Source organism: Streptomyces gilvus, from assembly GCF_022513565.1.
Taxonomy (GTDB): Bacteria; Actinomycetota; Actinomycetes; order Streptomycetales; family Streptomycetaceae; genus Streptomyces; species Streptomyces gilvus.
Map to the genome: position 1 here is coordinate 43,516 of NZ_JAKWBE010000038.1, position 20,144 is coordinate 63,659.

The window sequence follows — 20,144 nt, forward strand, 5'->3', positions numbered from 1 at the left end:
GGGGAGATCATCACCTGCCCGGGAGTTCGCATGGCCGCCGACAGCCGACGACGGAAGAGACCCGACGAAGTCCTCGACGCCATCGAGCCGCCGGGCAACGCCGAAGTGGTCGTGGGCGCGCTCGCCGCGACGCTCCTGGTGGAGTTCCTCAGTTCCCTGTCGGGGACCGAGGTGTGGATCCTCGTGCTCCTTGTGTTCCTGCCGAGCACGGCGTCCGCGCTGTGCACGGTCCGGCAGACCGGGTTCGTGGCCGCGTGGACCGCCGTCATCGTCACCGTCACCACCATCCTGCGGGCGCCCACCGGCGGGCACTGGCTGGACCGGACGCTGTTGGTCCTGTTCACCCTCGCCCTGGGGGCGACCTCGGTGTACGCCTGCCACCGCCGTATCCGGCGCGAGGCCGAGATGCTGCGGCTGCGGTCGACGGCCGCGGCCATGCAGCGGCACATCCTGCATCCGCTGCCGCTGCTGACCGAGGACGTCCTGGTCAACGGCGTCTACGAGCCGCTCCAGGAGGACCGGCTGGTCGGCGGCGACATCTACGACGTCGTCGACTCGCCCTTCGGCACCCGGGTGCTCATCGGCGATGTGCAGGGCAAGGGGCTGGCGGCCGTGGGTGCGGCGTTCGCCGTGATCGGCGCCTTCCGCGAGGCGGCCCACCGGGAGCCCACGCTGACGGCGCTCGTCGACGCCCTGGACGCCTCGGTCGTACGGCACAACTCCTATGCGGCGCACACCGGGGACGACGAGCGCTTCGTCACCGCGCTGATCATCGGGGTGGACGTGGACACCGAGGTGCAGGCCGTCAACTGCGGGCACGTCCCGCCGTACGTGGTGCACGAGGGCGCGGTCGCGCAGCCGCCGGTGGAGACCGGTGTCCCGCTGGGACTGGCGGAACTCGCCGACGAGCCCACCACCGTGAGCTGGTTCGACTTCCCGGAGGGCGCGACGCTGCTGCTGAGCACCGACGGGCTCACCGAGACCCGGGCGGCGGACGGCACGTTCTACCCGGTCGAGGAGCGTCTGGCCAAACAGCTGGACCTCTCCCCCACCGCTCTGCCGCAGGCCCTGTACGAGGACGCCCGGGCGTTCGCGGGCGAGGGCGGCCAGCACGACGACATCGCCGTCCTGACCGTCCGCCGGTCGCCGCGACTGTGAGCATCCCGAACTGATGGGCGGGGGGCGGTGGTTCGGCCATAGGTTGGGGCGTGCGCGATCCATGCCCCGGCTGAAGGACGGACATCGCCCATGACCGACTCCGCCATCGACACCTCGGTGCCGCACTCCGCCCGCATCTGGAACTACTGGCTCGGCGGCACCGACAACCACCCCGTCGACCGGGCGGCCGGCGACGCGTACACCGCCGTCTTCCCCGGCATCGTCACCATCGCCCGCGGCAGCCGCGCCTTTCTGCGCCGGGCCGTCACCCACCTGGTCGCCGAGGCGGGCATCCGGCAGTTCCTGGACGTCGGCACGGGCCTGCCGACCGCGCAGAACACCCACGAGGTCGCCCAGCGGATCGCGCCGGAGTCCCGGATCGTGTACGTCGACAACGACCCGATGGTGCTGGCCCACGCCCGGACCCTGCTCACCTCCACGCCCGAGGGCGCGACCGCCTATCTCCACGCCGACGTGACGGACCCGGACCGCGTCCTCGCGAGCGCAGCCGAGACGCTGGACCTCGGCCGGCCCACCGCGCTGGTCCTCAGCAACATCCTGGGCCACGTCGCCGACCACGAGGAGGCCCGCTCGCTGGTCAGCCGGCTGATGGCCGCGCTGCCGTCGGGAAGTTACCTGTGTGTCGACGACGGCTCGCGCGGTGTCGACCCGGTCTTCGAGCGGGCCCAGGACGCCTACAACGACAGTGGCGCCGTCCCCTACAACCTGCGCACCGTGGACGAGATCACCGCGTACTTCGACGGTCTGGAGCTCGTCGAGCCGGGCGTCGTCCCGGTCACCCGGTGGCGTCCGGAGCCGGGCGACCCGGCTCCGGACGTCGTGGCCGAACACGGCGGGCTGGCCCGGAAGCGGTAGCCCGCCGGCGTCACGGGCGGACCGTAAGCCAGTCCAGGGCCGCGACCCGGGGACCTCCCTTCGCGACGAGGTAGAGGTCGTGGGTCCCGGTCACGGTGCGGGGCAGCGTGACCGACTGTTCCTGCCAGGTGTCGGGGGAACCGGTCGAGCTCACGGGCAGGGTCCCGGCCAGGGGGCCGTGCGGACTGTCGAGACGGAGTTGGAGGGTGCAGCCGGCGGCACAGGTGGAGGCGAGGCGGACGGTGAGACGGGCGCCGTTCAGGCCGGCGTGCCGGTAGGCGATCCAGTCGCCGGGGGCCAGCACGTCGGTCGCGGCCGAGCCCTTCTCCACCCCGTGCGCCGAAGTCGCCTGCTCGGCCTGGAGGGTGGTGGAGGCGTCGGGGCCGTCGCCGTACAGGCGCAGGTCGTTGACGACCCAGGGGGCGGGGCCGCTCGCGGTGAGGGTGACGCGGACATAGCGGGCCGTGCGCGTCGGGAAGGCGGCGTCCTGGGTGAAGGAGCGGCCGGCGACGCGCGCGAGGGCCCCGCTCCAGTGGCTGCCGTCGCGGCTGACGGAGACCGTGAAACCGTAGGGCTGGCCGCTGGTGTCGCGTCCGGCGTCGAGGGAGAGCCGGTCGAACGTCTTCGTCTCGCCCAGGTCGACGGTCAGCGACTGGCCGGGAGTCTGCGAACTCGCCGCCGTCCATCGGGTGTTGATGTCACCGTCGACGGCGGCGGAGGCGTCGGTGCCGTCGCTCGCGGTGGCCGTCCAGTCGCCGTGCCGTACGCGCTGCCCGCAGCCGGGGAGGTCGCAGCCGGTGGACCAGATCGGTGCGCCGTACTCGTAGGCTCCGACGTCGGGGGCGGTGCCGCGTACGTCCGTGGTGACGCCGTCGACCGTCTCGCCCGCGTCGATGACGGGTGAGCCGGCGGTGGGCCACAGCTCGCCGTTGACGGCGTCGGTGTAACCGGGCTTGTCCGTGATGACGTTGGAGCGGACGACCGGCAGCGGATCGCCCTTCTGGGTCACGCTGACCGGCATCGGTCCCACGATGTTGCTGATGTACGACCCCGAGGCGTCCGTCGCTCCGCTCAGCTGGACCGAGGTGCCGTTGATGCCGACGCCGTAACTGGAGTTGTGGTCCTGGTTGGCGATGCTGGGACCGGTGTGGCCGTTGAAGAAGGTGCCCCGACTGCCGGTGTTCCAGGCGACGTCGTGGTGCAGGAGGAAGTGGCCGGAGTAGTTGTCGACGTAGAAGCCGACCTGCCCGTCGGCGTCGTGCGAGGTGTTGTGGTCGATGGAGGTGCCGGAGGCGTCGAGGCTGCAGCAGACGTAGAAGGGCGAGCCGTCGCGGGAGGTGCGCATGGCCTCCGACATGTCGTTGTATGCGATGCGGTTGCCGTGGAACTCGGTGCCGTTGAGCTGCCAGGCCGTGTCGATGGCGGCGCGTCCGGTGCGGCGGATCGTGTTGTGGGTGACCGTGTGGTCGTTGCCGTTGATCTCGATGCCGGGGGTGTAACTGCCCATCCAGCCGACGTCGTGGATGTAGTTGCCGGTGACCGTGTTGCCGGTGCCGCGCACCAGGACGCCGTCGCCGGCCGACTGGGAGATCTCGCTGTTCTTCAGGGTGTTGCCGGTGCCGAGGATCTGTACGCCCGAGTCGAGGATGCGGGAGGCGACGATGTGCCCCTCGAAGGGCGGGATCGCGAGGTCGCTGTCCGGGGGCATGGGGAGGGTGGAGAACTCGGAGATGTACGTGGCGTGCAGTGCGTCGACGACAACTCCCGTACTGGCCGGGCCCGTTCGCAGGGAGGTGCCCCACAGGTTCAGGCCGCGTACGGTGACGTGGGAGCTGCCCGTCAGGTCGACGCCCCACAGACGGTGCTTGGCGGTCACCGTGTGCCCGGCCATGCCGCCCTTGGGCGGGACCATGTAGAGACGGTGCGCGGTCTTGTCGTAGTACCACTCCCCCGGCTGGTCCAGGGCCGCCTTGGAGCCCACCAGGTAGTAGTTGCGGTAGTTCTGGTTGCCCATGCACAGCGGCGGGCATCGGTGGTTGCCGCCCCTGAAGTCCAGCTTGCCGGGCGCGGTGGCGGTGACCGTTCCGGTCTGCTGGGCCCAGGGGTTGGAGCCCGCCCACAGATGGACCGTGGCTCCGGTCCAGTCGGCGTCCGGCAGGTCGGTGTCGTCGATGTGCTGGTCGGTGGAGGTGGGGTCGGCCTCGGCCCAGGTGGTGTTCAGCGGATCCGGGCCGGAGTTGGGCCAACGCCCTTCCGCCGCCCGGTTGTTGTCCAGGAACACGGCGTTGAAGTCGGGGTCGGGCGGCAGGTCGGTGTCGGCGGCGACCAGTCCGTCGCCGGCGTCCTTCCAGCCGGTCACCTTCTCGGTTCCGTCGACGGTGACCGGGCCGTCGCCGTACGCGGCGAGGGTGATCGGCGCGTCCTCGGTGCCGGAGGGCGGGGTGACCTGCTCGCGGTAGGTGCCGTGGTGGATCAGACAGGTGTCCCCCGGGCGGACGCGGTCCAGACAGGCGCCGATGGTGCGCAGGGGGTTCGTCGGGGTCCCGTGCGCCTTGTCGTCGCCCCAGGGCGCCACCTGGTAGGTACGGGCGGGGCCCGCCGCCTGCGCCTGGACCGGGACGGCCAGGAGGGCGGTCACGGCGGCCAGGGTGAACAGATGCCTCGGTCTCATGTGCCGTCTCCCGTCGTGGGTCTCATGTCAGCCTTTCTCCGCTCCGGCGAGCAGTCCCCGTGCGCGGGAAGCGCTGAGCGAGCAGGAACCCCGCTACTGGCCCACCCGTCCGTCGACGCACTCCCGGAGCAGGTCGGCGTGGCCGCAGTGGCGGGCGTACTCCTCGATCCGGTGGACCAGCAGCTCCCGGACCGCGATCCGGTCCTTGCCCAGGCGCTCGCCCAGATCCGGGTGCGCGGCCAACGCGGCGTCCGTCGCGGCCTGTTCGCGCTCCATCGCGGCGTACGCCTCCTCGACCACGGCCTCGTCGGCGACGGCTCCGTCGAAGTCCCCGTCGGGGTCGCCGTACAGCTTCGGCAGCGGATCGCCCTCGGTGATCCAGTTGCGCCAGTCCCGCTCCGTCTCGGCGAGGTGACGGATCAGGCCGAGGAGCGACATCGTCGACGGCGGCACCGAGCGGCGGGCCAGTTGCTCCGCGTCCAGGCCCTCGCACTTCATCCGCAGGGTCAGTCGATAGTTCGTCAGGTAGTCCTGCAGCGTGGCGAGTTCGCCTTCCGGACTCAATCCCTCACGGGGGTCGTCGTCCGGATCGGCCCACATGTCGGGGTAGACCGTCGCCTGGCTCCATCGCGCGGGTTGCTCAGTCATGCGCCCCATGGTCGTCGGGGAACCCTGCGCCCACCAACGCATATACGGGCACCGGCCTTGCGTCGCCCACCCGGCCGACGGCGCGACTCATCTCGCCGCCGGCCGGGCCGGTGGTTCCGGTCAGCGGTAACAGGTGGTGATCCCCGGGCGCCACGGGCAGGCGATGCCCGCGAAACCGCCGTTGGCCACCACGTCGACGCTGAGCGTGGCTCCGCCGCGCAGCACCTTCTGGTCCTGGACGAGCCCGTCGGCGCCGTCCCGGATCGTCTGCACCAGCCACCGGCCCGCTCCGAGGGACAGCGGCACCTGCGCGGTGTGCGCGGCGCCCGCGTACACCCCGCCGATGAACCAGCGCTGTCCGCTGCGGCGGGCGAGGACCGCCTCCTGGCCGGGCTGTCCGGCGAGCAGCCGGGTGTCGTCCCAGGCGGCGGGGACCTGCTGGAGGAAGTCACGGGCGAGCGGCCGGGCGTCGTACGACTCGGGGGTGCCGGCGAACATCTGCAGGCCCGACTCGTAGGCGACGGTGAGGCCGACCTCGGCCGCGTCGGAGTTGGGGCGCTGGCCGACGCGCTGGAAGCCGCCGGGGGTGAAGTCCATGGAGCCGATGACGTTGCGGGTGAAGGGCAGGGTGGTGAGGTGGGTCGCGGTGTTGGTGCGCTTCTCCTCGCCGCCGACGCCCTCCATGGTCATGACCTGCGGCCAGGTGCGCTGGATGCCCTTGGGGATGGTCGAGCCATGGAAGTCGATCATGAGGTGGTGGGCGGCGGTGTCCTTGAGGACGTCGTCGTACCACTGGAGCATGGACTGCGCCTCGGAGTTCATGAAGTCGATCTTGACGCCCTTGACGCCCCAGCGTTCCAGGGTGGGCAGCCACTGGGCGCGCTGCTCGGCCGTGGCGAGGTCGCGCTGGTGGATCCAGACGACGACGCCGACGCCCTTGGCGCGGGCGTAGTCGACGAGTTGGGGCATCCAGCTGTCGGTCTGCCAGTTCGGGTCGGTGGTGTCCCACGCGTCGCTCTTGAAGTACCAGCCGGCGTCGACGGCCTCGTAGGGCCAGTGCCGTGCGGCCGCGTAGTCGACGTACGCCTTCTGCGCCTCCAGGCTCTGCCCGGCCTCACGGCCGCCCGCCAGCCAGGTCCACAGGACGGTGCCGGGGCGGATCCAGGAGGTGTCGGCGACCTTGGAGGAGGGGGCGAGGTCGTCGGTGAAGGTGGAGCGGGTGACGGTGGCCAGGTCGCCGGTGATCATGGCCCGCCAGGGGGTGGTGAGCGGCCCTGTGGTGTGGACCCGGTCGTCGGCGAGCTTGATCCGGTAGGTGGCGGTGCCCTGGTCGTGGGCGAGCCGGGCACCGGAGTAACGGCCGGTCAGATCGGACTCGGCGAGCAGGGTGTAGCCGCCGGCGGTGGAGAAGAGGGCCTGGTCGGAGTACTCGCCGGTGGGGGCCGTGGCGGCGGTGTACTGGTTGAACGGGCCCTCGTTGTCGACCCGGTAGGCGCCGAGCCAGGCGCTCGCGTCCGGGGGGAGGTTGAAGGCGGAGGTCTCGCCGAGGACGTCGCCGTGTGCGGCGGGCAGGACGTAGCGGTAGGCGATGCCGTCGGCCGACGCGCGCACGACGAGGTCGAGGCGGGCGCCGGCGGGCGTGGCGAAGGACAGCCGGGTCTCGTTCATCCGGACCCGGCGGTCCAGGCGCTTGCCGGACTTGGTCCGGTAGTGCTCGTCGACCAGCCGGTCGGTGCGGCGCAGGAAGCGCAAGTCCTTGGAGAAGTCGCCCTGTTCGGTGACGATGCCGACAGGCGAGGGCTCGATGACCGTACGGCCCTCGCGGGACACGGACAGGCTCAGCGCGCCGGTGGAGTCGTCGAGGGACACCCGTGCGCGGGGTGCGTCGTGCGCGGTGACGGACAGGGACCAGACATGGGCGCGCTGTGCGGTGTCCTGCTCCGCCCGCGCGGGCGCGGTCAGGCACAGGGCGGCCGCCAGGCCGGCGCACAGTGCCGTGACCGTCGTTCTCAACCGCAGCGGCAAGCGCTTCCCCGGCTGCGAGGTCATCATCGTCCTCCAGACTGACGGCTCATGAATACATCGGGTGTATCAGCTGCATCGGCGAACCTAGGCTGACTCCATTTCACCTGTCAACGGCCGCAACGAGAACGACAGTTGTCCACTACCGCGTGATTACAGGCGGATTCGCACGTCAGTCACATCCACAACCACTGTCCAACATCTTGACTCCTCCGATGTATTGCGGTTGCCTGCGTGCGACTCCGACCGGAAGGACTGCACGGTATGCGCACGTTCACGATCCGGTACCTGCTCGCGGCTCTGGCCGCCGCACTGACTTTGGCCCTTGTGCCGCTCACGGCGAGCGCGGCCGCGCCGGACCGGCACAGACCCGACAGGCCCGACAGGCCCGCCTGGACCGGCACGTGGGAGGCGGCCGCCGCCGGCACCGTCGACGAACTGATCCGGCACGGTGGCGTCTTCGACGCGGTGGTGGACTTCGACGCCGTGGTCCGCGATCCCACCGCGCCCGACCGGATCCTGCCGGCCTACGACTCCGGAGACCATCTGCACTTCAACGACGCCGGGTTGCGGGCGATGGCCGACGCGGTCGACCTCAACTCCCTCACCGGAAAGGTCACTCGATGAACAGGAGAACTGTCTTACGGGCCGGCACGGGCCTGCTCGCCGGGGGCGCCGCGCTCGCCCTGCCGTCCGTCGCGCGTGCCACCGCGGCCGCCGACCCGACCGACGGCTGGACGCAGACGTCGTTCGACTACAGCTGGCAGAAGCCCTGGAACCTCGACCTGGCCGACCGGCACAGCTACAGCGGCGGGGTACACCGGATGTGGGTGTACGCCACCGACGAGCCCTTCGAGGAGGGCAGTTCGACCGACCCGCGCACCGAGATGCGGTGGAAGGTCGACTACACCACGGGCAGCCACATGTGGGACGCCGACGTGTACCTCCCGTCCGGCACGGACGGCGCCTCCTTCGTGCAGATCCTGCGCAGCGTCCACCCCTCGGGCACCCCCGCCACCGACATCATGCTCAACGCCTATGACACGAACGGCGGAACGGTACGGCGCTACGACGGCACGGTGCTCAGGACGGGCGTGTACGACACCTGGTTCAACGTGAAGATCGCCCACCTGGCGAGCAGCGGGACCGGCACGGTCAGGGTCTACCTCGACGACTCCCTCGTGCTGACCGTCGCCGACCGGGGTCCCGCCACCCGCTATTTCAAGAACGGCGTCTACAACCACGGCTCCGGCCGCGCGGAGGCCCGCTTCCGCAACCTCCGCTACTGGACGCGGTGAACCGAACGGCCCGTGGCACGATGGGGTCGTGCCGAGCCGGTCGGAGTCCATCGAGCTGAGCGAGCGGGAACTCCGTGAGATCGCGGGGTACGCGGCCGGCTGTGCGCGCAGGGTGCTCCCGCTCTACGAACAGCGCCGGCCGGCCGACACCCGCCCGCGCGAGGCGATCGCCGCGGCGGACGCCTTCGCCTCGGGCGGCCGTCGCACGGCGGCTCTGCGTCAGCACGCCTGGGCGGCGTTCAGAGCGGCGCGGGAAGCGGCGGCCGCGGAGCCGGCGGCCGCCGACGCGGCCCGGGCGGCGAGCCACGCGGCCGGCGCCGCGTTCCTGCATCCACTGGCCGACGCCCATCAGGTCAAGCACATCCTCGGTGCGGCGGCCCACGCGGTCCGGGCGGAGGAACTGGCCTGCGCGGACGGCCCGTTCTCCGCCGGGCCCGTTCTCGACCGGGCGCGCGAGGAGGCGCCGGAAGCCGTGACGGCGGTACTCGGCCGCCTGCCCGCCGCCCCTCCCGGCGGGGGACGCGTGGGAGAACTGATGCGCCTCCTGGACAGCGCGCTGCGCGGCTGAGGGCGATCGGGCACGTCGGCGACCGGCGTGGAAGTTCGTCGCCGTCGGCCTCGGCAACGACGTCCCGTTCCGGACGGAGTTCCTGCGCGCCCTCGCCGGGATCGACCCGGACATGGCCGTCAACATCGAGCACGAGGACGCCACCTGCTCCCGGGCCGAGGGACTCGCTCGTACCGTGAAGGTGCGCGTCGGGGCCCGAACTGGCGCAACAGCACGGCTGCTTCCACGCCCGCGCCGCCTGATCCGGGTGAACGGAAGGGATGCTGCGAAGGGGCGGTGAAAGTACGCGGCTTCGGTGACGACGGGCCGCCGGCGCGCTGGGACAGTGGCGGTGGTGGCCGTCGGCCCGTGAGTCGGCGAGGGACGACGGCCGCCTGGCCCGCCTCGCGGCCGGTGGGACGTGCGGTAGTGCGCCCCGGCTCGAAACCGGCCGCAGGGACGAGGGCCGGGAGCCCGGCGGGGGGGCGACCGGCCTCCGAAGGGCTCGGCCGGCTCAGCGGAAAGTCGTCCGGCTCAGCGGAGGGTCGTCCGGCGTTGCCGTACCGCGCCGAGCACGATGCCCGCCAGCAGGAGGACCACCCCTGCGGCCAGCCACAGCCAGGGGTTGTACTCGTCCACGCACGACTGGCTCGTGGACGTCGTCGTGCACACGTTGCCCGGGCCGCCGCGGTTGAGGAAGGCCACGTACAGCAGGGGCACCCCCAGCCCCGAGAGCAGCCCCGGCAGCCCGGCGAAGGAGCCGCGTCGGGTGGCCAGCAGGCCGGCCGCCACCAGGGCGAGGGGCAGCAGGTAGACGCCGATGCTGAGGATGGCGACAAGGCCGAGCGAGCCCAGGGCTCCCACGGCGAGCCAGGCGCAGAACCACGGCCGGCTGCTCGATCTCACGGGTCCTCCTCGACGTGGTCGCTGCTTTCCAGAGTGGCGCGTGGCCCCGCCAAGAGCCAGGCTCAGGAACCCTGTTGTGTGCGGCGCAGGACCAGGGAGACGAAGCCGAAGGTGTCCCGGTAGCCGCGCAGCCACTCCGAGCGGCGGGTGGCGGCCGTCCGCAGGACCTCCGGTCCGTCCGGGTCGTCCGGGTGGTCCAGGGCCCACTCGGCCAGGGAGCCCCAGCAGGCCCATTCGTAGGCGTCCAGTTCGGCTCGGGTGCTGATGTGGCCGTCGACGGGGGTCCAGCCGTCGGCCACGACACGGTCCACGGTGGTCGCGAGGTCGTCGAGGTCCCCGAGGACGCCGACCGCCTCCGGGGACGGGGGCCGCTCCCAGATCCCCTCCCCGATCAGGACCCGGCCGCCGGGGGCCAGGTGCCGCCGGGCTGCGGCGAGCGTCGGGAGCAGGCCGCCGAATGCGTGGGTGGCGCCGAAGCTGAGCACCACGTCGAACGGCTCCGGCGAGACGAACTCCTCGGCCTTCCGGTGGTGCAGGACGAGCCGGTCCCCGACGCCGAGCCCGTCCGCGGCCCGCCGCGCCCGCGCCAGGTCGTCGCCGGAGACGTCGACTCCTTCGGCATGGACGTCCGGCCGCGTGGCCAGGGCCCGCAACAGCCACTCCGCGCCGCCGCACCCCAGGTCGAGCACCCGCTCGTCGCCCCTGGGCAGCCCGCGGTCCAGCAGCCGCCGTACCGAGTCGTCGTCGAGCGGGGACTTTATGGGGTGCTGGGTGTGGGCGATCATGGACATGCGTTCACGGTTCACCGCCGCAGCCTGCCAACGACGGCGCCCCGCCCGCACCTGGTTTTGGCAGCACGGGCGGCGCGGGCGGCGCCGGCGACCGGGCTCCGCGGCTGCCCGCGGGCCGCTCCCCTCACGTCGAGAAGCGGGGCAGCCGCCGTCCCGGGCGCCCGGAGCGGGTGCGGCCGGGTTCGGCGCGGTAGCGGCGCGCGGGTGGGGGCACCGTACGCAGGGGTGGTCCGCCCCCGACGCCCCGCTCGGGTGACGGCGGGGCCGGTGGGCGTCCGCCGCCGCGTCTGCCGCGTGGGAGGCGCTGGGGCCAGCACAGGACGTAGGCGGCCGACCCCACGGTGAAGGCGAGGCGGATCAGACCCTGCGCGGAGGCCGAGGGGACCAGCAGGGCGCTGCCGTAGAGGGAGATCAGGGCGATCCAGCTGACCCAGGGGACCAGGCGCCGCTGGCCGATGGAGTCCCAGATCAGGGTGCCCAGCAGGACCGAGGCGTTGTAGTACGTGTACACGCTCGGGTCCAGGGCGATACGGGCGTCCGCGGAGAGCAGCACGACCGCCGGCCAGCGGCCCCGGCGCACGGCGAGGGCGCCCAGCGCCAGACCGAGCGCCATCTGGGCGGGGCGGTCCCACGAGGGGGTGACGGGATCGCGCACCCCGAACCAGCGCAGCGCGGAGGCGGGCTGGTTGGGGATGGTGAAGCGGGCCGCGGCCAGGGTCTCGGTGTGGGTGAGGTAGAAGGGCAGCCAGGCCGCCGCCACCAGGCCGAACAGCCAGGCGGCGGCGCGCGGCCACGCGGCGCGCGGCAGTGCCAGCAGCAGCGGCAGGAAGCCGACCGCCCAGGGTTTGCAGCCGACGGCGAGCGCGAGGAAGACGCCGACCGCGGTGGCCCTGCCGCGCACCAGGGCGCGCACGGCGAGCGTGGTGAAGAACAGCGCCAGGACGTCGTCGAGGTGGGCGAACCGCACCGAGACCTCCACCCACATGGGGATGAAGGCCGCCCCCGCGACCAGGACCCGCTGCTGGAGCCGACGGTGGTTGATCCCCGTGCCCCGGTAGTGGTCCGCGGCGGCCCTGCCGACCAGGACCAGCATGTACAGGCCCAGCACCGACATGAACAGGTCGGCGAGCTTCTCGCCGAGCTCGGGCGGGAACGGCGCGAACAGTCCGGCGACGACGAAGCTGACGGGGCCGATCTGCAGCTCGGGGTGGTTGGCGTAGAGGGCCAGGCCGCCGCCGGGCATCTGGTTGAACAGGAGCTGCTGGCCCGTGCGCAGATAGTGCCAGGACACGGCCTCGTGGCGTTCGGCGACGACGAACCAGACCGCTGTCCACAGGGTCAGCAGCAGGTTGTGCCACCGCACGAGGGGCCATCTGAGCCGGCCGGTCCGTTCCCCGTCGTCGAGCACGGGCACGGTCTCCGCCGTCTCCCGGTTCCGCACACCCTGTCCTTTCCCCTCCGTGCGCTTTCGGCGCCGGGACGGCCGAGGACGCGGTCCGCGCGGCCTCAACTGTGTAGAGGGGGTTCGGGGGTTGCTGGTTGCTCCTCGAAGGTCAACTCACCGCGACCCGTCCGGTGGAACCCGAACCGCGGAAATCCTCTCTACATGATGTAGTAGGGGAGGGTTTCCGCTGCCCGGACTCGAGGGGGCGTCCCGGCGGCGGAGAGGGTTGAGGAGGTGGCCGATGGCCGACACCCATGAGGCAGGTACGGGCATGGAAATCCGTCGCCGTCCGCCGTCCCGCCCTGCCGTGCCTCCCTCGCCGCCCGTCCCGGAGTCGGGCCCGCCGGCCACCGGGCCGGGGCAGCTGCACCGGGGCATGACCCTGCTGGCGACGATCAGCCTCTTCATCGGCACGCGCGACGCCTGGACCACCGCGATGGACTCGCATCCGGCCGTCGCCGGCGTCATCTCCGTCTGCTACGCCTCGATCCTGGTGTGCGGCGTCCTGAGCCTGCTCGTCCGCAGCCGCCGGGCGCTGGTCCGCGTCGACGTCCTGGTCCTGCTGACCGCCCTCACGCTCGTGGCCTGCGGTTACGTCCTCGATCACGCGGGCGCCGACGAAGGGGTGCTGACCGCCCAGGCCGCGAGCGAGATCCTGCGCGGCCATCCGGTCTACGGGCAGCCGTGGCCCTGGCTGTTCGACACACCGTCCGTCGGCGTCACCAAGACCATGTCGGGCGGCGCCGACTACACCTACGGCTATCCGCCGCTGACCGCGCTGCTCGCCGCGCCGGTGCACGCCGTCGTCCACTCGACGGCGGCCGCCACCCTGGTCACGACGGGCGCCCTGGCCGCCTCCTCGGTCCTGCTCTGGTTCCTGCTGCCGGTGCCCTGGCGGTCCGCGGCCACGGCCGTGTGCCTGGGCTTCGGCCTCCTGCCGCACTACGCGTACTCCGGTTACACGGCGATCACCGCGCTCGCCCTGCTCGTCCCGGTGGTGGTCCGCTGGCCGGACACCGGAGCGAGCGGCCGGCTGGGGCCGGGCGGGGTGCTGCGGGCGGCCTGTCTGGGTGCCGCCTGTGCCGCCCAGCAACTGGCGTGGTTCCTGCTCCCGTTCCTGCTGATCGGTCTGTACGCGGTCCGGCGCGGCGAACTCGGCCACCGCCGCGCCCTGGCGGTCACCGCCCGCTACACCGGCACCGCCGCGCTGAGCTGGGCCGCCATCAACGCCTACTTCGCCGTCCAGGGGTTCTCCGCCTGGCTGGAGGGCATCGTGCTGCCGCTCGGCCAGAAGGCGATCCTGCACGGCCAGGGGATGATGGGCATCTCCTACTACTTCACCGGGGGCAGCAGCCGCCTCGACTACTACTCCTACGGCAGCCTGCTGCTCCTGCTCGGGCTGCTGGTCGCCACGCTGCTGTTCGTACGGCGGCTCGGTCCCGCCCTGACCGTGCTGCCCTGGTGCGCGTTCTACCTGGCCACGCGGTCCCAGGACGGCTACTTCCTGCTGATGACGCCGCTGTGGCTGGCGGCCGTCGCCACCGTCCCGGCCGCCGCGTTCGCCACCGCCTGGCAGCCGCGGCTGCCCCGTGTCACCGGCCACCGCGCCAAGGGCTTCCTGGCCGCCGGTCTGCTCGTCCCGGCGCTCGTGTGCGTGACGATCGCCGCCGCGAGCCCGCCGCCCCTGCGGCTGAGCCTCGCCCCGCACTTCACCACGCACCGCTCGAGTCCCGGTGTCACTGCCGTGCGCGTGCACGCCGTCAACACCACGGGTACGACCCTCACCCCGCACTTCGCCGATCGCGTCGGCCAGGGTGCCTCCGACTGGTGGACCATCGCCTCCGGCCCCGCCGAACTGGCCCCCCACGCGTCCGCCGACTATCTCGTGGAGCCCCCCGGCGGATTCCTCCCGATGCCGGCCGACCAGCGTCCGCGCACCTACCTCATCGCGGTCACCGGCACCCCGATGACGATCACCACGGCCCGCGTCCCGTCCGCGCCGCAATCGCTCCGGCCGGCGGACTGACGGGCCGGGTCGATCCCGCCGGACGACGGCCTCGGCTCGGCGTCAGTACGACTGGAGTTCCACCAGGGTGCCGTCCGGTGTCCTGATGTGTGCGGTACGCGGGTTCGGGCCCCACTCGGGACGGTCCTGGGGCTCGGCGAGGACCCGGGCGCCGTGTCCGCCCAGGCGGCGTGCCGCGTCGTCGACGTCCTCGACGCGCAGCACGAGCATCGCGGTGTCCTGGCCGGGTGCGGCGGACGGCAGCTCCGCGGTCCCGACGACCTCCGCCATGGTCCCGCGGGAGTGCAGCACGAGCACGGCCTCGCCGCCCAGGTCCCAGTTGGCGTACCCGGGTTCGGGCACGACCTTGAAGGGCTCGACGCCCAGCAGGTCACGGAGCGCTTCGGTCCAGAACCGGGCCGCCGTGTCGAAGTCCTCGACGAGCAGCCGGGAACAGAGGGCGTCCATGACGGCGAGCCCGGTGCCCCGCGGGGTCAGTCCACGATCCAGCCGCGTTTGCGGACCAGGTCCACGACGCAGGCCCGGACCTCCTTGAGCTGGGCGACGGTCAGGCTTCCGGCGTGTTCCAGGAGGGCCTCGGTGAGGTCGATGCGGAAGTCCTCCACCGACAGCAACTCGACCTCGCCGTCGATGTCCTGGACGTCCCCGTGCCGCAGCGGCACCTCCGAGAACGACGGGGCCGCACGGTTGGTCCGGTGGTCGTGGTGGTCGTGGTGGTCATGGGCGGCGTGCCGGACGAGGCGGATGGCCGAGGCCTTCGGCCCCTTCTCGCCCTGCTCCAGGGCGAACTCGACCTCGCTGCCCGCCTGGTAGAGGTACTTCTCGTCGATCAGGTCGTTGGCGTGCATGAAGACGTCCTCGCCCCCGTCCCTGGGGCGGATGAAGCCGTACCCGCGCACCTCGTCGAACCGCACGACCCGACCCTGTGTCACCACACCGCACCTCCACGCTCACAGCGGACCCGGGACGGCCCGGGTCACCTACCCGGTGCGAGAACTTACACAGCCGCGCCCCCGCCCACGAGCCCTGCCCGTTCCCGGACTCACGGCGGCGGGTCAGACGGTGGTCCGCTCCAGTCGCCGTACCACCTCACGGCAGAACGCCCCGACGCCGTCCGGGTCGTCGATGAACTGGTTCGGCTTGACGCAGAACGTGGTGAACCCCTGTTCCTCGCGGACGGCATGGCAGGAGCCGACCCGGTGTTCCTGAGCACCCTCCGAGCCGGCCGGGAGGCGTTCACGGCACGCCATCCGAAGATCACCGCGGGCGCGGACGGCGCACGCATCCTGCGCAGCGTCCTGATGAAGCCCGAGTCCGAGCACCACGTGGAGGACCCGCACCGCCGGGTCGAGCGACTCGCCCGGCGCCGCTGACCCTGGAAAGCGCCCTCGACCTGATGATCGCGGCGCCGTGACAGGGGTCAGGCGATGGACAGCAGCATGTTCGTCGCGGCCAGCGCGAGCACGGTCCCGAGGATGAAGAACAGTCCTTGGACCACCGCGGTGACCGGCATCCGCAGGCTCGCGTGGAGGAACGTCGACAGCGCGAGAAGGGCGGGAAGCACCCAGGCCAGGGCGAGCCCCGAGTAGGAGACGCCGGGATGACGCGGTGTGCCTCCGCCCATGCCCTGGTCCGAACTGCCCATGCCGACCAGGAACACGACGAGGGCGAAACCCGCCAGTGCCATGGCGTCGGCAACCCCCAGCACCAGCGCGACCACGATGTCCGTCAGCCGGGAGGGCCGGTCCCTGGTGGCGGCGGCTTCGCCGTCGCCACGCCTGCGGCGAAGGCCGATCTTCTTCCGAATTCCGTCGAATCGGGCCACAGCTCGACTGCACCACGGAAGCCGCGATTCCACCATTGGCGGTACGTAACGAACCGGACTCCGAAAGGGCGAGTATCGGTATCCGTCTGATATGGCCTCATCTCCGCCGGCAGGACCGGCCGAAGGGTTCGGCACCCCATCTGTACGAGGGGTATGAGGGCGGTATAGTTCACGCGTCAACTGCCAACGTCGGCAGGTCAGTTCCCTTCCCTGCCGCCGTTGCGCGATGTGTCGCAGCACAGTTCATTTCCGTACAGCGCATTTCCGAGCGGGAAACTGCCGTCTTTCGCCCCCCTCAGCACCCCTCACCGAAAGCCACCCGTTCTTGGCCATCACCGTGCACGAGGACCGGCCCGCGGGTCGGCATGCCGCCAATCCGTCCGGCAGCCTCTTTCGGCGAATCTATGCTCCACGCGCGAGTGATGCGCTGGCCTTTTCCATGTCCACCTACGCGATGCCGCTGTTGGTACTGACCATTACCAGTTCGGCGTCACTGACGGGCCTCGCGTTCGCCCTGGAATGGACCCCGCGCATCGCCGCGTTCGTCCTCGCCGGGAACGTGGTGGACCGGCGCGGCGCGGCCATCGTGTGCTTCCTCGCGTCCCTCGGACGGGCCACGGTGGTGGCGGTCTCGGCGGTCGCCCTGATCATCCTGCCGCGGGGCTCCACGGAGACAGCGCTCATCCTGGTGCTGGCGGCCGTGACCGGAACGCTCTCCCAGTTCGGATTCGTCGCCAACGAGGCCGTCGGCGCGGTCGTCACCCGACGAGGGGCGGTGCGGCCCCATGGCATCCAGGCGGTCCTCGTCGGCATCGACCAGACGGCCACGGTCGTCGGTCCGTTGCTCGCCGGTTTCCTGCTGCTGGCCGGACCCGGATGGATGCTCGGATGTCTGAGCGCGGTGTCCTTGGTCGCGGCCGTGCTCGGTCTGCAGACGCCGCCGACTCCGCTGCGCGCCGCGTCCACGAACGGCGCGGGACAGCTCGGCGGACTGCGGAAAGGCATGCGCACTCTGCTCCAACTGCCCGCGCTGGGCTGGCTCGTGGCCGGACTGACCTGCTCGAACCTCGCCCTCGGTCTGCTGCAGTCCGCCAGCCCCGTGATCGTCGTGGAGACGTTCCACCGCTCCTCCGCCAGCGTGGGCACCATGTGGTCCGCCGCCGCGGTGGCGACCCTGCTGGCGATCACCTGCTGCCGTCTCGCGCTGAGCCGGCTCGACCTGTGGGCGGTGGGCGTGGTGTCCGCGACGCTCGCCTCCGCGGCCTGTCTGGCCGTCCCCCAGGCGCCGTCCTACGCCTCCTACACCATCCTGGTGGCGATCTTCATGGCCGGGGACGGCGGCCTCACCGTCGTGTTGCGCACGGTGCGCTCCGTGGTCATCCCGTCCACGGCACTCGGCGCCACACTCTCGCTGACCATGCTGATCCTGCTGCTGCCGTTCCCCGCGGCCGGTGTTCTCGTCGCCATCACTCCGCCGGCGCACCTCGGCCGCGTCCTCATGGCCTGCGCCGTCGTCCAGGCCGTCGCCCTGCTCGTCACCTTCACCCGGCTCCGCAAGGCACCGGCTCTGCGCCTGGTCGCCGCCCGGTGACGAGGAGCGGCCCGCTCGTTGCATTTTAAGAACCGTGAACGCTATGCTCGGGCGCCGCAAGGAAGACCGAGGGGAGACCGGGATGCCCGGAGGCAGGCTCACTCAGCCGGAGCGCCAGCAGATCGCGACGGGGCTGGCCGACGGGCTCGCCTACGCGGAGATCGCCCGGCGTCTCGACCGCCCCACCTCGACGATCACGCGCGAGGTGATGCGCAACGGCGGCCCCACGGCCTACCGCGCCGACCTGGCCCACCGCGCCACCGAGCGCCGCGCCCACCGCCGCAGGCAGACGGCCCCCCGGGGACCCCGGGCGGCCCAGCCGGCCCAGGGGCGCGACAGCGAGGCCGTACGCGAGTACGAGGAGACCTTCACCACACTCCTGATGCAGCAGGGCCTGCCCAAGATGATGTCCCGGGTGCTGACCTGCCTGTACACCACCGACGCGGGCAGCCTCACCGCGTCCGAACTCGTCCAGCGGCTCGACGTCAGCCCCGCGTCCGTCTCCAAGGCGACGGCGTTCCTCGAAAGCCAGGGCCTCATCCGCCGGGAACGCGACGAACGCCGCCGCGACCGTTACCTCGTCGACAACGACGTCTTCTTCACCGGCATGATCGCCGCCGCCCGGTCCAACGCCGACCTCGCCAAGACCGCACGGCAGGGCGTCGGCCTCCTCGGTCCCGACACACCCGCCGCCGTCCGCCTCGAGAACATCGCCCGCTTCGTGGACTTCGTCGCCGAGAGCATGATGCGCGCCGCGGAACAGGCGCGCGACATCCTCTACGCTCAGCCCGAACCGGCCTCGGACGACGACTAGCCACCCCGGTTGACGCGGACGGTCGCCGCGTCAGGTGGCGCGGGGCTGCAGCAGGCCCGGGTGGGACGGTGGGGGCGCGGTCGAGGCGCGGACGACGAGTTCGACCGGTGGCTCGCTCGCGGGCGGGAGTTCGGCGCCGGGCTCCTCGATGGTGTGCACGAGCAGCCGGACGCCTTCCCGCGCGGCGGCGGCGAAGGGCTGCCGTACGGTGGTCAGCGGCGGGGAGACGTAGGCGAAGACCGGGTTGCCGTCGAAGCCGACGACGCTGATGTCCTGCGGTACCCGCCGGCCCGCTTCCCGCAGGGCGTGGATCAGCCCGATGGCCATCTCGTCGCCCCCGGCGAAGACCGCGGTCACCGAGGTGTCCGAGGCCAGCGCCTGCCCCGCCGCGTATCCGGAGGCGGCCGACCAGTCGCCGTTGAGCAGCGGCGGCTCGTACGCGCCGCGTGCGGCCAGCGCCGCGCGCCAGCCCTCGATACGGTCCCTGGTGGCGTACCACTGCCGGGGACCGGCCAGATGATGGACGGTCTGGTGGCCGAGGCCCAGCAGGTGTTCCGTGGCCGCCCGCGCCAGCCGGCGCGCGCCCACGCTCACGGTCACCGTCCGGGTGGCGGTGAACGAGGGCGGCGCTCCCAGGAAGAGGACCGGCACGTCGACGCGCAGCGGGACGTCCCCCTTCACCACGGGTTCGGACACGATGACGCCGTCCACACCCTGCTCGAGCAGCGAGCCCAGGGCGCCGGCGATGCCCTCCGGATCACCGTCGGGCGTGTTGACCACGCGGAGCGCGTAGCCTGCGTCCCGTACCGCCTGTTCGATGTGCACGAGCAACGAGGCCGTTCCGTATCCCGCCGTCCCCAGGGCGACGACGCCCAGGGAGCGGGTGCGCCCGGACGCCAGGGCGCGGGCCGCGTGGTTCAGCCGGTAGCCGAGCTCCTCGGCAGCGGCCAGGACGCGCCGCCGGGCCTCCTGCGAGACGTACGGCTCATCGTTGAGGACGCGCGAGACCGTCTTGCGCGAGACCCCGGCCAGCCGGGCCACGTCCGCACTGCGCGGCACAGGGGAAGCCACGTCACGGTCCGCCCCTGATGTCATGAATCCTCCTGGATCACAGATCCAGACCGCGCGGTCTGATCGCGCGGTCATGTCTACGCAGCAAGCGGCCATCCGTCAAGGGTCGTTACGACCGCTCCGGGCCGCCCCCAGGCGCTCCAAGACCTTCGGGGCCAGGCACTCTCCAGGGCGGACGGCATCCTCTCCCTCGTAGGGGATCGAACACATGGCCTTGACAGTGCCCCCACACAACGCTCACTCTTCCCTGGCATCCACACGATCGCGTTTGTGCGATCGCGTTTGATTCTGGTCCTTTGTGGACCGCGTGTCAGGAGCCGTACATGGACCTCTCCCCCTCGGGTCTCTCTCTTCCTTCGCCCAGCCGGCGCAGTGTGCTGCGTGGTGTGGGTGGTGCCGCGCTGCTCGCCGGTGCGGGCATTCCGTTGCTGAGCGCGTGTGGCTCGGGCAGCGGCG

Annotated in this window: 18 protein-coding genes and 1 pseudogene; 9 read left to right on the plus strand and 10 right to left on the minus strand. The window is 71.9% G+C overall.

The genetic code is table 11. The annotated features are described in order from the left end of the window. Positions 1-30 precede the first annotated feature (30 nt). Positions 31-1,158, plus strand: coding sequence for a PP2C family protein-serine/threonine phosphatase (locus MKW14_RS36610; RefSeq protein ID WP_240870467.1), 1,128 nt, complete (start codon positions 31-33; stop codon positions 1,156-1,158). A gap of 90 nt (positions 1,159-1,248) precedes the next feature. After that, positions 1,249-2,034, plus strand: coding sequence for an SAM-dependent methyltransferase (locus MKW14_RS36615; RefSeq protein ID WP_240870469.1), 786 nt, complete (start codon positions 1,249-1,251; stop codon positions 2,032-2,034). Positions 2,035-2,044: 10 nt separating this feature from the next. Here the strand turns inward: MKW14_RS36615 and MKW14_RS36620 are convergent, their stop codons facing one another. From MKW14_RS36620 to MKW14_RS36630, 3 genes are all read right to left on the minus strand, one after another. Beyond that, positions 2,045-4,705 carry a carbohydrate-binding protein gene (locus tag MKW14_RS36620; protein ID WP_240870471.1) on the minus strand — a complete coding sequence of 887 codons (2,661 nt, stop codon included), beginning with the start codon at positions 4,703-4,705 and terminating at the stop codon, positions 2,045-2,047. Positions 4,706-4,798: 93 nt separating this feature from the next. Continuing rightward, entirely contained in the window at positions 4,799-5,353 is a 555-nt protein-coding gene (locus tag MKW14_RS36625; protein WP_240870472.1) for a DinB family protein, read from the minus strand. Between the two features lie 120 nt (positions 5,354-5,473). After that, positions 5,474-7,405 (minus strand): glycoside hydrolase family 97 protein, encoded by a 1,932-nt coding sequence (locus tag MKW14_RS36630; protein WP_374116648.1) that lies wholly within the window; start codon positions 7,403-7,405, stop codon positions 5,474-5,476. A 399-nt stretch (positions 7,406-7,804) separates the two neighbouring features. Between MKW14_RS36630 and MKW14_RS36635 the strand changes: the two are divergent. The 3 genes and pseudogenes from MKW14_RS36635 to MKW14_RS36645 form a co-directional block, all read left to right on the plus strand. After that, a pseudogene (locus MKW14_RS36635) lies at positions 7,805-8,002 on the plus strand (SGNH/GDSL hydrolase family protein); the annotation flags it as partial. Further along, a complete protein-coding gene (locus MKW14_RS36640; RefSeq protein WP_240870473.1) occupies positions 7,999-8,673 on the plus strand; it encodes a polysaccharide lyase family 7 protein in 675 nt (224 codons plus the stop codon). The pseudogene MKW14_RS36635 and the gene MKW14_RS36640, both read left to right, overlap by 4 nt. Positions 8,674-8,701: 28 nt before the next feature. Continuing rightward, positions 8,702-9,241, plus strand: coding sequence for a putative immunity protein (locus tag MKW14_RS36645; RefSeq protein ID WP_240870475.1), 540 nt, complete (start codon positions 8,702-8,704; stop codon positions 9,239-9,241). 513 nt (positions 9,242-9,754) lie between these two features. Here the strand turns inward: MKW14_RS36645 and MKW14_RS36650 are convergent. The 3 genes from MKW14_RS36650 to MKW14_RS36660 form a co-directional block, all read right to left on the minus strand. After that, positions 9,755-10,126, minus strand: a complete 372-nt coding sequence (locus tag MKW14_RS36650) for a hypothetical protein (protein WP_240870477.1) — start codon at positions 10,124-10,126, stop codon at positions 9,755-9,757. Between the two features lie 62 nt (positions 10,127-10,188). Further along, complete coding sequence (locus MKW14_RS36655) at positions 10,189-10,932, minus strand: SAM-dependent methyltransferase (protein ID WP_240870478.1); 744 nt, start codon at positions 10,930-10,932, stop codon at positions 10,189-10,191. Positions 10,933-11,041: 109 nt separating this feature from the next. Beyond that, entirely contained in the window at positions 11,042-12,358 is a 1,317-nt protein-coding gene (locus tag MKW14_RS36660; RefSeq protein ID WP_374116649.1) for a hypothetical protein, read from the minus strand. A 244-nt stretch (positions 12,359-12,602) separates the two neighbouring features. On the opposite strand from MKW14_RS36660, the gene MKW14_RS36665 reads away from it, so the two are divergent. After that, positions 12,603-14,387: a hypothetical protein gene (locus MKW14_RS36665; protein ID WP_240870479.1), complete on the plus strand. Its 1,785-nt coding sequence runs from the start codon at positions 12,603-12,605 to the stop codon at positions 14,385-14,387. Positions 14,388-14,429: 42 nt separating this feature from the next. Here MKW14_RS36665 and MKW14_RS36670 read toward each other — a convergent pair whose 3' ends face one another. Both MKW14_RS36670 and MKW14_RS36675 read right to left on the minus strand, forming a co-directional pair. After that, positions 14,430-14,834 carry a VOC family protein gene (locus MKW14_RS36670; protein WP_240870480.1) on the minus strand — a complete coding sequence of 135 codons (405 nt, stop codon included), beginning with the start codon at positions 14,832-14,834 and terminating at the stop codon, positions 14,430-14,432. A gap of 26 nt (positions 14,835-14,860) precedes the next feature. Beyond that, positions 14,861-15,322: a cold-shock protein gene (locus MKW14_RS36675; protein ID WP_240870482.1), complete on the minus strand. Its 462-nt coding sequence runs from the start codon at positions 15,320-15,322 to the stop codon at positions 14,861-14,863. 264 nt (positions 15,323-15,586) lie between these two features. Here MKW14_RS36675 and MKW14_RS36685 point away from each other — a divergent pair, with 264 nt between their 5' ends. Beyond that, positions 15,587-15,760 carry a hypothetical protein gene (locus tag MKW14_RS36685; RefSeq protein ID WP_240870497.1) on the plus strand — a complete coding sequence of 58 codons (174 nt, stop codon included), beginning with the start codon at positions 15,587-15,589 and terminating at the stop codon, positions 15,758-15,760. 47 nt (positions 15,761-15,807) lie between these two features. On the opposite strand, the gene MKW14_RS36690 is transcribed toward MKW14_RS36685, so the two are convergent. Continuing rightward, positions 15,808-16,212 (minus strand): hypothetical protein, encoded by a 405-nt coding sequence (locus MKW14_RS36690; RefSeq protein ID WP_240870483.1) that lies wholly within the window; start codon positions 16,210-16,212, stop codon positions 15,808-15,810. A 325-nt stretch (positions 16,213-16,537) separates the two neighbouring features. Here MKW14_RS36690 and MKW14_RS36695 point away from each other — a divergent pair, with 325 nt between their 5' ends. Then, positions 16,538-17,803: an MFS transporter gene (locus MKW14_RS36695; RefSeq protein ID WP_240870484.1), complete on the plus strand. Its 1,266-nt coding sequence runs from the start codon at positions 16,538-16,540 to the stop codon at positions 17,801-17,803. Between the two features lie 82 nt (positions 17,804-17,885). Continuing rightward, positions 17,886-18,617 carry a helix-turn-helix domain-containing protein gene (locus MKW14_RS36700; protein WP_240870485.1) on the plus strand — a complete coding sequence of 244 codons (732 nt, stop codon included), beginning with the start codon at positions 17,886-17,888 and terminating at the stop codon, positions 18,615-18,617. A gap of 30 nt (positions 18,618-18,647) precedes the next feature. On the opposite strand, the gene MKW14_RS36705 is transcribed toward MKW14_RS36700, so the two are convergent. Next, the gene (locus MKW14_RS36705; RefSeq protein ID WP_240870487.1) at positions 18,648-19,712 is read right to left on the minus strand and encodes a LacI family DNA-binding transcriptional regulator; all 1,065 of its coding nucleotides are present in this window, start codon (positions 19,710-19,712) and stop codon (positions 18,648-18,650) included. Positions 19,713-20,144: the final 432 nt, after the last annotated feature.